Consider the following 8,705-nt stretch of genomic DNA (forward strand, 5'->3'; position numbering starts at 1 on the left):
GCCTGAGGTATCGAAGGCCCGCTGTGAGCTCCGCATGCCGCGACCCGCGCGCGCAAGCGCGTCGCATCCAGTGCCGAGGCACGCTCCCCCGCGCACACCGCACTCCGAAATCCCGCGAAATCCGGCCTCAGCTCCCGCAGCGCCGGCAAGTGCGAAACGCGCAACGCCCCCGCCAGGCCCACCAGCTTGCCGGCCTGGCGCACGCTGCGCACGAAGCGCTGCAGCTCGGCCGCGCTCACGCAGTCGAACAAGCTGCCGGAGAGCTTGTCCGCGGTGTCGGCCATGAGCGCAGGGAAGTTGAGCGCGCAGGCGTGGGCCACGAGCGCGGCGTCGAGCCCGCGGTCGGCGATGAACACCGGCACGATGGCGGCGCCGCTCGCGGCCAGGCGGTCCAGAACCATCGCGGCCTCGGGCGCGCGTTCGATGCCCACCTTCACGTAATCGACGCCACAGGCGGCCACGGCATCGACACCCGCCGCGATGCGGTCGAACTCGTCCATGGACAAGTCACCGATGGTCGCGCTGATGGGCAACCCGATGCCGCGCCGGCGCAGGGCCTGCACGACGGCACGCACGCGGGCCACGGGCAGGCCGCCCAGCGCGCCCTCGCGGGGTTCCTTCAGGTCGATGAAGTTCGCCCCACCCTGCGCCGCGAGCAGGGCCTCGGCCTCGTCGCGAACGCTCACGAGCAAGCGCATCAGGAGGGGCATCACGACGGCTCCGCCACCTGCGCCCGGTGCCTGGCGATCGCTTCACGCAGCCAGCCCCAGGCTTCCCGCTCGGCCGAACCTGCGGTCTTGTCGATGGCAATCTGCAGGTAGGCCATCTCGGTGTCGATCTTCTCGGCCGAGAGCATGTGCAGCCGGCTGACGAGCACTGCGCCTTCGACCACCGCCGCCTGCGCGCGGTTGAAACCCATGAAGGGCGCGTGCAGGCCTTCGTGCACGCGCGCCATCTGCAGCACCGGGCGCTGCGGGTCGTCGCGCCGCCGTTCCAGGTGCAGCTCCACGTGCCCCAGCGCACCGGCGAGCCGGAACCCCTTCACCTTGTCGGCCGGCACCAGCGGCCACTCCTTGCGCCCGGTGACGCAGCCGGCGAACACGCGCGTGTCGGTCAGCAGGTTGAGCACCGCGCACTGCGTGGCGATGATGTTGTCATGGGTGGTCGATGGCTTGAAGGGCATGAGCACCACATGCTCGCCCTGGTAGCGCACGCCCATCGGCGCCACGTGCGGCACGCCCTCGGGCGACACCGTGGTCACCACCGTCTCGAAGATCATGTCATTCATTGGGTTTGCTCCTCGCGTTGCCCGACACCATCGTCGACCCTGGCGCGCACCAGTTGTCGAGGTCCTGCGCCCGAGTCTCGACCGCCACGCCCCAGTCGAGCGGCTGATCCTGCACGTAGCGCTTGCCGAGCTTCCACGCGATCTCGGCATGGGCCAGTTCCACACCCATGTAGAAGGCGTGCGCGGCATCGTGTTCCAGCTTCAACTGCGGCCACAGCTCGAAGGCGCCCTGCCCCAGGCGCAAGCCGTCGCGGTTGTAGACGTGCAAGCCGAGCGGCGACACCTGCACGCGGAAGTTGGGGTCGCGCACCTGCGCCGCGGTGTCGGCGATCTCCTGCGGCGTGTCCGGGAACGGGTGCTTGGCATGCACCGTCATCAGCGCATCGCTGATGCCCTTGGGCAGGCTCGCGCGGCTGGCCGCGGCGTGCATGATGCGACGCGCCCAATCGGCCTCGCGCACGGCGCGTCGCGCATGCTGGCTGACCTGCGTGGTGAGCACCGCCGCCACGTTCAGCTCGGCGGCAATGCCGAACAGCAGCGCGTTGATGCCGCTGGTGTCGGCCTCGGTCAGCTCGGTCAGGTTGCCGATGCCCAGCATGATGGGCACTTGCGGGAAGCGCTCGCGCAGCCGGTGGTAGCGCACGATGGAGGCCGTGAAGCCGAACGGAATCGGGTCGAGGATGGAGTCCGCGAAGAAGGGCTTGCCCATGCGCTGCATGGCTTCGATGGCGGCGTGCAGCGAAGCCTCGTCGGTCGGCGTGCGCGGGATCAGCACCGGCACCGCATCGACCTCCCCCGCCACCCACAGCGTGTCGAGCGTGAGGCTGAGCAGGTAGTCGGCACCGGCCTGGCCGCCGCGCAGCAGTTCCTGCGCATCGTTGGAATCCACGCTCACCGAGAAGCCTTCGGCCTTGAGCGCGCGCACGCTGTCGGCCAGGTGATCGAAGCGCGTGGCGGGCAGGCTGCCGAGGTCGATCACGTCGGCGCCGTCGGCTTGAAGTTGCCGCGCGCGCTCGACGATGCCTTCGACCGACAGGCGCGGCGCATCGACGATCTCGGCAAAGATGGCCACCTCGTACTCGCTCAGGTCGATGGGCTGGGCGGCGCGGTTGAAGAAGCGCGGCAAGTCCTTCAGCTCCTCGGGCCCGCGCTGCACCGGGATGCCGAAGTGCTGCGTCAGCGCATCGAGGTCGCCGCGGCAGCGGCCCGGCACGAGGATGCGGTCGGCCCGCACCGGCGCTGGCACGCGGCGGGCGATCATCTCGGCCGTCATCAGCGCAGCCACCTGCAGGCCGAGGTCGCGCACTTCCCACGTGAAGGGCGCAGCCTCGATGCCGTTCAACACCCGCTCCAGCGCAGGCCGGGCCAAGTGGCCGGTCAGGAAGACGATGTGTTCCATCTCAGCGCCCGCCCGGCCGCCCGAAGGGCGCTGAGCGCCCCCTCGGGGGGTCGCGAACGAAGTGAGCTAGGGGGTTGTTGTCCATGCGAGGTGAAGCTCTTTCAGGCGCGCGTCGAGCGCATCCTCCAGCTCGGCGGGGGAGCACACCACATGGCAGAAGTCGATGTCGCGAAGGCGGTCCACGTTGTCCAGCTCGATGCGCCGCGGTCGCAGCGTGACCCAGTCGTGCGGCGACTTCGTCACCACCACCGGTTCGGTGTCGCATGCAAACACGATGCCCGGGATGCCCAGCTTGCCCGCCTGCGCGAACATGTTGGTCGGCAGCGTGTCGCTGAAGCCGAAGGCGCACTTGGCCACCGTGTTGCTGGTGGCCGGCGCGATCACCACCGTGTGGTAGACGTCGTCGTACAGCATGCCCACCGGCACGCCGCTCGCGGTCTTGTCGCGAACGATGCGAAAGCGCTGTTTCAGTTCGTCGAGCGGCAGCTTGTAGATGGACAGCACTTCTTCACCCGCCGCCGAAAGGAACAGGTCGCAGTTCGGCAGCCGACCGGCCAGCGCCAGCGATTCGCTCAGGAAGTGGCCCGAGCCGGTGATGCACCAGGCGAAGCGCGAGCGCGCCGGCGTGTCGGCCGGCAGTTCGTCTTCATCACTCTGGATGCGAGATCTCGATGCGGAGCTTGTGGAGCTTGCGGTAGAGGGTGTTGCGGCTGACATCGAGCGCCTTGGCGACATTGCTCACGTTCCAGCGGTGCTGCTCCAGCATCTGCAGCAGCACCTGACGTTCGTTGGCCTGGATGGGGTTGAGTTTGAGGTTTGTCGCGCCATGCGCCACGCTCGCATGCGCAGGCACTGCACTCGCCGGAGCCGACAAGGCCGGCGGCACGGCCACCGCTTGTGGCGCCGCCGCCGTGCCGTCGTGCAGCGCCGGCAGGTGCGCGCAGGCGATGGTCGCGCCATCGGCCAGCGCGGCCGCGGTGCGCAGCACGTGGCGCAGCTGGCGGATGTTGCCCGGCCACGCGTAGTCCATCAGCATGCGTTCGGCCTCGGCGCTGAGCGCCGCCCCGGCGCCGCCTTCGGCTTCGAGCACGCCGTGGATCAGCTCGCGCTTGTCGCTGCGCTCGCGCAGGGCCGGCAGCTGCAACTCGATGCCCGACAGGCGGTAGTACAGGTCTTCGCGAAAGCGCCCTTCGCGCACGAGTTCGGGCAGGCGCTGGTGGCTGGCGCTGATGAGCTGGAAGTCGACCGACTGCGTGTCTTCGGTGCCCAGCGGCGTGACCTGGCGTTCGTCGAGCACGCGCAGCAGGCGCGCCTGCAGGTCGAGGGGCATGTCAGCGATCTCGTCGAGGAAGAGCGTGCCGCCATCGGCCTGCAGGATCTTGCCGCGCCGCCCGGCGCGCTGCGCGCCGGTGAAGGCGCCGGCGCGGTAGCCGAAGAGTTCGGACTCGATCAGCGTCTCGGGCAGGCTCGCGCAGTTGACGGCCACGAAGGTGCCGCCCGCATGCGGGCTGGCGTCGTGCACGGCACGCGCGAACACCTCCTTGCCGGAACCGGTCTCGCCACACAGCAGCACCGGCGTCTGGCGCGCGATCACGCGGCGCGCGGTCTCCAGGTGGGCCGACAGGCGTGCGTCCTTGAAGGTGGGCGATGGCGTCGTCGTGGCGCTGCGCAGCGGCGTCACGCGGGCCGGCACGCGCGCCACCGTGCTGGACGGGGCCGCCGCGCCACCCGGCGAACTCAGCACGCGCACCGGCGTGCCCGATTCGGACTCGGTGGCTGGGCGGCGCGCGACGGCGAAGAAGCGCAACGCCGCGTTGGCGCGGAAGGTCACGATGGGGTGGAAGGACGACTGCGTGCTCCGCTGCAGCATGTCTTCGAGCGAAGTCTGGAACAGGTCCTCGATGTGGCGCGAGCGGATCTCGTCGACCGTCTGCAGCCCGAGCTGGAACAGCGCGCTGCGGTTGGCCGCGAGGATGCGCCCGTCGTCGCCGACGGCGAGCTTGCCTTCGTGCAGCGTGTAGACGAACTCCGGCCGGCTGTGGAAGTGCAGCGGGTGCGCGTTGCGGAAGCGCCGGTCGATCAGCCGGTTCTCGATCATGCGCGCCGTCATGCCCAGCAGCACCAGCAGGTGCTGCTGCATCATGCTCGAGCGGCTGCTGACGTCGAGCACCGCGGCGATCTGGCCCGAGGGGTCGTACACCGGCACGGCCGAGCAGGTGAGCTGCGTGAACTGGGTGAAGAAGTGGTCTTCGCGCCGCACCGAGATCGGTGCCGCGGCGGCCAGGCAGGTGCCCATGCCGTTGGTGCCGGCCTGCGTCTCGCTCCACATGCCGCCGGCGCGCAGGCCCAGCGGGCCCATCTCGGCGGCGAACTCGGTGGAGGTGACCATGTGAACGATCACGCCGTCGGTGTCGGTGAGCACCACGGCCGAGTCGGTGTCAGCGAGCTGCTGGTACAGCGTGGTCATCTCGTAGCGCGCGCAGTCGATCACGTCGGCCTGGCGTGCGCGCCGTTCTTCGAGCGCGGTGCGGCTGATGAAGGCCGGCTCGAGCGCCTTGTCAGGGTGGAGCTGGTACTCGTTGAGGCAGCGGCTCCAGGAGCGCCGCACCACATCGTTGGCCGACTCGTGGAGGCCGCTGCGCACCACGTCCATGACATGCTCGGCATGTCGATCGTCACCTGTTCGCAACACCAGCGTCATGCGTTTCTCCAGAGTGCGGAGACCGGCCTCGTTCGACCGGTGGAATGTTGATTCTGGTGCGATATCAACGCGTGCATACCCGGTGAAACGATGAGTGCCGGGCCGTGGCCTGCCTTTTGCAACCTGCGTGGCGCACCCAAGCAGGAAGCACGCGCGTGCACTTGTAAAACCTTCATCCGGAGACTCCATTGAACAGCCCCAGCCGCCCCTCGAGCGCCGCCCTGCCCGGGCCGACCAGCTTGCCCGATTCGGCCTTGCCCCTCGACATGATCTTCATCGAAGGCCTCACCGGCGAAACGGTCATCGGCATCCACGAGTCCGAGCTGCACCGCCCGCAGCCGCTGGTGATCGACGTGCATGCCGGCCTGCCGCGCGCGCGGGCTTGCGACACCGACCGCATCGTCGACACCATCGACTACAGCGTGGTGCGCGAACGCCTGCTGCGCCTGCTGGCCGAGCACCAGCTCAAGCTGCTGGAGGCCCTGGCCGAGACCGTGGCCGACATCCTGCTCGACGAGTTCGGCGCGAGCTGGGTGCGCGTGAAGATCGTCAAGCCGCGCAAGTTCGCCGACGTGGGCGCGGTGGGCGTGCAGATCGAGCGCGCGGCCTCGCCGCTGTCTGCACTGTCCGCCGCCGGCCGCTCGGCCACCGTCGTGCAGCTGCTGGGTTCGGGCATGGTGGTGCCGCACAAGAGCTAGGAACGCTCTGAACATGGCAAAGCCGACCCGGTCGGGGTCGGCTTGCTTGTGAGCTGGCTTCTGAGATCGTCAGGCCGCAGCAAAGGGGTGCGGGCTGGAAGCCTTCTTGGCCACCACCTCGGCCGCCGTCGGCGTACCGGCCACGGCACGCTTGATCGACTCCTTGGTCGCCTGGTAGTTGTACTGCTGGATCTTCTTGTCGTCGGCCGCCAGCCAGTGGATGAAGACACCGACGCAAATGAACAGGTTGTCGGCTTCCGCGGCGGGGATGGTGCCGTCTTCGACACAGTCCGCCACGGCCATGGCCACGGCGCGCTGTGCAGGGCCGAACATCTGGACGGCCTGCTTGGCGCCCTTGATGGTGACCTTGTTGAACATCACGGTGGCGGGCTTGGTGAGCAGGTTCGGCGCCACCACGGCGAGCAGCGACGTGAAGCCGTCCTTGTTGTTGGTCAACGCGTTGGCGAATGCAGTCTCGGCAGGGCTGCCACGCGGTCCGATGATCAGGTCGATGTGGGCAACTTCGTTGCCGTCTCCGACGAGCGACTCACCGACCAGCATGCGATCGATCTTGGCCATAGCTTTGTCATCTCCTGTTTGCGGTTCTAGGGACGTCGTTCCCGACACCGGCAATGCGCCAGTGCTTCGGCTTCGATATCACGTTCCGTGCCACCGCGCGGGCCGCTCAGGCCCGCAGGCCGGCGATCATCAGCGTGGCCACCGTCAAGTCGGCGCTGGTCCCGGGGTTGATGCCCTGGGCCTTCAGTGATTCGTCCCAGGCGGCGAAGCCGGGCGAGGCGTCCAGGTCGGCCACGCCGCGCCAGGCTTGCGCCGAGGCCATGACAGTCTGTGCCACGGCCTCCCCGTGTTTCCGAACAATGTGTGAATCGGGAAAACTGCTGAGCAGCTCGACGTAGAGCCGTTGCACGGCGGCCGTGGTGGCCGCATCGGGCCACTCGCAGGACGCCTGTGCCGGGTTGATGAAGCCCTCGCCCAGCGCCGGCAGGGCGCGCTCGAACAGGTCGGCGTAGCCATCGCGGTACTGCCGCGCGATCAGGTCGTGCCCGGCCGACAAGGCCATGGCCGTGCGCAGGTCGACGCTGGGGGCCTGGCGCACGTCTTCGGCCGGCGCGTCGCCCAGGCCGCCGGGGTTGGCGCGGGCGATGGCGCGGAAGGCGTGCTCGGCGTCGGCCAGGCTCAGGCCGGCCAGCACCTCGGCGAGGGCATCGCGCAGCGGGGCGTCGGGAAAGCGCTCCACCGCCACGGCCAGCGGCGCGCACAGCAGCAGGATGCCGAGGTTGGTGTTGCAGTGCGCAACGGACCAGCTCGCCTCCACCGCCGCCTCGACACGCTCGCCCACACCGGCGCCCGCCCGGAACAGCGGCTCGGCCGCCGCCTGTGCGGCGGCGGTGAACATCGCCGCCTGCATGCGGTGGCCGGCGGAATGCCGGCTCACGTTGCCCGGCTTGCGCACGGCCACGTCGAGCGTGCAGGCGCACAGGAAGCTCGCCTGGGCGCGATCCACGGCGGCATGCGAAGCGGCGCTCACGCGCGGCGCTCGGCCATGGCGTGCGCCGCGCACTTGCGGTCCAGCAGGTCGTCGACGATCGCGCGCGCGATGTTGAAGCCGGTCACGCCCTGCAGGCCGTGCCACGCGGCCACGCCGTTGACCTCGATCACCTGCGTGCCCTGCGCCGAGGGGATGAGGTCGACGCCGGCATAGTCCATGTCCAGGGCCTGCGCGGCCTGCTCGGCCAGGTGCGCCAACTCGGATGTGAGTTCGGCTCGCTCACAGCGCGCACCCTGTGCCACGTTGTGGACCCAGTGATCGCTGACGCGGCGCATGGCGGTCACGGCGCGGCCACCCACCACCAGCACACGCCAGTCGAAGCCCGGCGTGCTGACGGGCGGCACGAAGCGCTGCAGGTAGGCGAGCGAACCGAAGCCTTGGCCGAGGGCAGGCAGCGTGTGGTGCACGCCCTCCACCTCGCCCACCAGCTGCAGGCCCTTGCCTTGCGAACCGAACAGCGGCTTGAGCACGAGCACGTGGCCGGCCGCGCGTTCGCGCAGCACGATGCGCTGTGCGTGCGCCTGTGATTCGGTGGCCCAGGTGGGCGGCGTGGGCACGGCGGCAGCATGCAGCAGCAGGCTGGTCATGGACTTGTCGACGCTGCGCTCGATGGCACGCGCATCGTTGTAGACCGGCACGCCCAGCTCGCGCAGCGCATGCAGCACGCCCAGCCGCTTGGTGACCTGCTCGAAGCTGCCGGCGGCGACGCCGCGCACCAGCACCGCATCGGGCAGCTCGCGGCCGAAGCCGGGCAGCGACAGGCCGTGCCAGCCGGCGGTGGTGTCGATGTGGCAATCGGCCAGGTCGATGCAGCGACCGACGGCGCCGCGTGCGCGCAGGGCGGCCTGCAGCTGGCGCGTGTGCCAGCCGGTCTCGTCGGTCATGATGGCCACGCGAGTCATGGAGCACCCCGCTCGCCCTCGAACACAAACAGACCGCTCAGCCTGAGGTATCGAAGGCCCGCAATGTTCTGAGCAGGCCTTCGATACCTCAGGCTGAGCGGCCTCGGAATACAAGCCCGGTGCGGCCCGGCGCGGCGGCCCGTCATG

General features: G+C 69.5%; 9 protein-coding genes. 1 reads left to right on the forward strand and 8 read right to left on the reverse strand.

Going from position 1 to position 8,705, the window contains the following annotated elements; genetic code table 11:
• The 5 genes from VFL64_RS08775 to VFL64_RS08795 all read right to left on the reverse strand — a co-directional run.
• On the reverse strand, window positions 1-710 hold a 710-nt coding region (locus tag VFL64_RS08775; RefSeq protein WP_489539999.1), incomplete at its 3' end, for a (5-formylfuran-3-yl)methyl phosphate synthase.
• Window positions 710-1,279: a DUF447 domain-containing protein gene (locus VFL64_RS08780; RefSeq protein ID WP_489540006.1), complete on the reverse strand. Its 570-nt coding sequence runs from the start codon at window positions 1,277-1,279 to the stop codon at window positions 710-712. The genes VFL64_RS08780 and VFL64_RS08775, both read right to left, overlap by 1 nt.
• A 1-nt stretch (window position 1,280) precedes the next feature.
• A complete protein-coding gene (locus VFL64_RS08785) occupies window positions 1,281-2,687 on the reverse strand; it encodes a DUF6513 domain-containing protein (RefSeq protein ID WP_489540000.1) in 1,407 nt (468 codons plus the stop codon).
• A gap of 66 nt (window positions 2,688-2,753) precedes the next feature.
• Window positions 2,754-3,404: a flavoprotein gene (locus tag VFL64_RS08790; RefSeq protein ID WP_489540001.1), complete on the reverse strand. Its 651-nt coding sequence runs from the start codon at window positions 3,402-3,404 to the stop codon at window positions 2,754-2,756.
• Window positions 3,337-5,388: a sigma-54-dependent Fis family transcriptional regulator gene (locus tag VFL64_RS08795; RefSeq protein ID WP_489540002.1), complete on the reverse strand. Its 2,052-nt coding sequence runs from the start codon at window positions 5,386-5,388 to the stop codon at window positions 3,337-3,339. Before VFL64_RS08795 ends, VFL64_RS08790 begins: the two co-directional genes overlap by 68 nt.
• Before the next feature lie 266 nt (window positions 5,389-5,654).
• Between VFL64_RS08795 and VFL64_RS08800 the strand changes: the two genes are divergently transcribed.
• On the forward strand, window positions 5,655-6,086 hold the full coding sequence (locus VFL64_RS08800; RefSeq protein WP_489540007.1) for a dihydroneopterin aldolase: 432 nt from the start codon (window positions 5,655-5,657) through the stop codon (window positions 6,084-6,086).
• Window positions 6,087-6,155: 69 nt separating this feature from the next.
• Here the strand turns inward: VFL64_RS08800 and fae are convergent, their stop codons facing one another.
• From fae to VFL64_RS08815, 3 genes are all read right to left on the reverse strand, one after another.
• A complete protein-coding gene (gene fae, locus VFL64_RS08805) occupies window positions 6,156-6,665 on the reverse strand; it encodes a formaldehyde-activating enzyme (RefSeq protein WP_489540003.1) in 510 nt (169 codons plus the stop codon).
• A gap of 106 nt (window positions 6,666-6,771) precedes the next feature.
• The gene (locus VFL64_RS08810) at window positions 6,772-7,635 is read right to left on the reverse strand and encodes a triphosphoribosyl-dephospho-CoA synthase (RefSeq protein ID WP_489540004.1); all 864 of its coding nucleotides are present in this window, start codon (window positions 7,633-7,635) and stop codon (window positions 6,772-6,774) included.
• Complete coding sequence (locus VFL64_RS08815; protein WP_489540005.1) at window positions 7,632-8,558, reverse strand: ATP-grasp domain-containing protein; 927 nt, start codon at window positions 8,556-8,558, stop codon at window positions 7,632-7,634. The genes VFL64_RS08810 and VFL64_RS08815 overlap by 4 nt, the downstream gene beginning before the upstream one ends.
• Between the last annotated feature and the right edge of the window lie 147 nt (window positions 8,559-8,705).

It is taken from the genome of Rhizobacter sp., assembly GCF_035702065.1.
GTDB lineage: Bacteria > Pseudomonadota > Gammaproteobacteria > Burkholderiales > Burkholderiaceae_C > Rhizobacter.

Excerpts from the sequence above, each read along its gene's own strand:
- VFL64_RS08800 (WP_489540007.1), top strand. The coding sequence starts at position 5,655 with ATGATCTTCATCGAAGGCCTCACCGGCGAAACGGTCATCGGCATCCAC.
- VFL64_RS08780 (WP_489540006.1), bottom strand. The coding sequence starts at position 1,279 with ATGATCTTCGAGACGGTGGTGACCACGGTGTCGCCCGAGGGCGTGCCG.
- VFL64_RS08790 (WP_489540001.1), bottom strand. The coding sequence starts at position 3,404 with ATGTCAGCCGCAACACCCTCTACCGCAAGCTCCACAAGCTCCGCATCG.
- VFL64_RS08815 (WP_489540005.1), bottom strand. The coding sequence starts at position 8,558 with ATGACTCGCGTGGCCATCATGACCGACGAGACCGGCTGGCACACGCGC.
- fae (WP_489540003.1), bottom strand. The coding sequence starts at position 6,665 with ATGGCCAAGATCGATCGCATGCTGGTCGGTGAGTCGCTCGTCGGAGAC.
- VFL64_RS08785 (WP_489540000.1), bottom strand. The coding sequence starts at position 2,687 with ATGGAACACATCGTCTTCCTGACCGGCCACTTGGCCCGGCCTGCGCTG.
- VFL64_RS08795 (WP_489540002.1), bottom strand. The coding sequence starts at position 5,388 with ATGACGCTGGTGTTGCGAACAGGTGACGATCGACATGCCGAGCATGTC.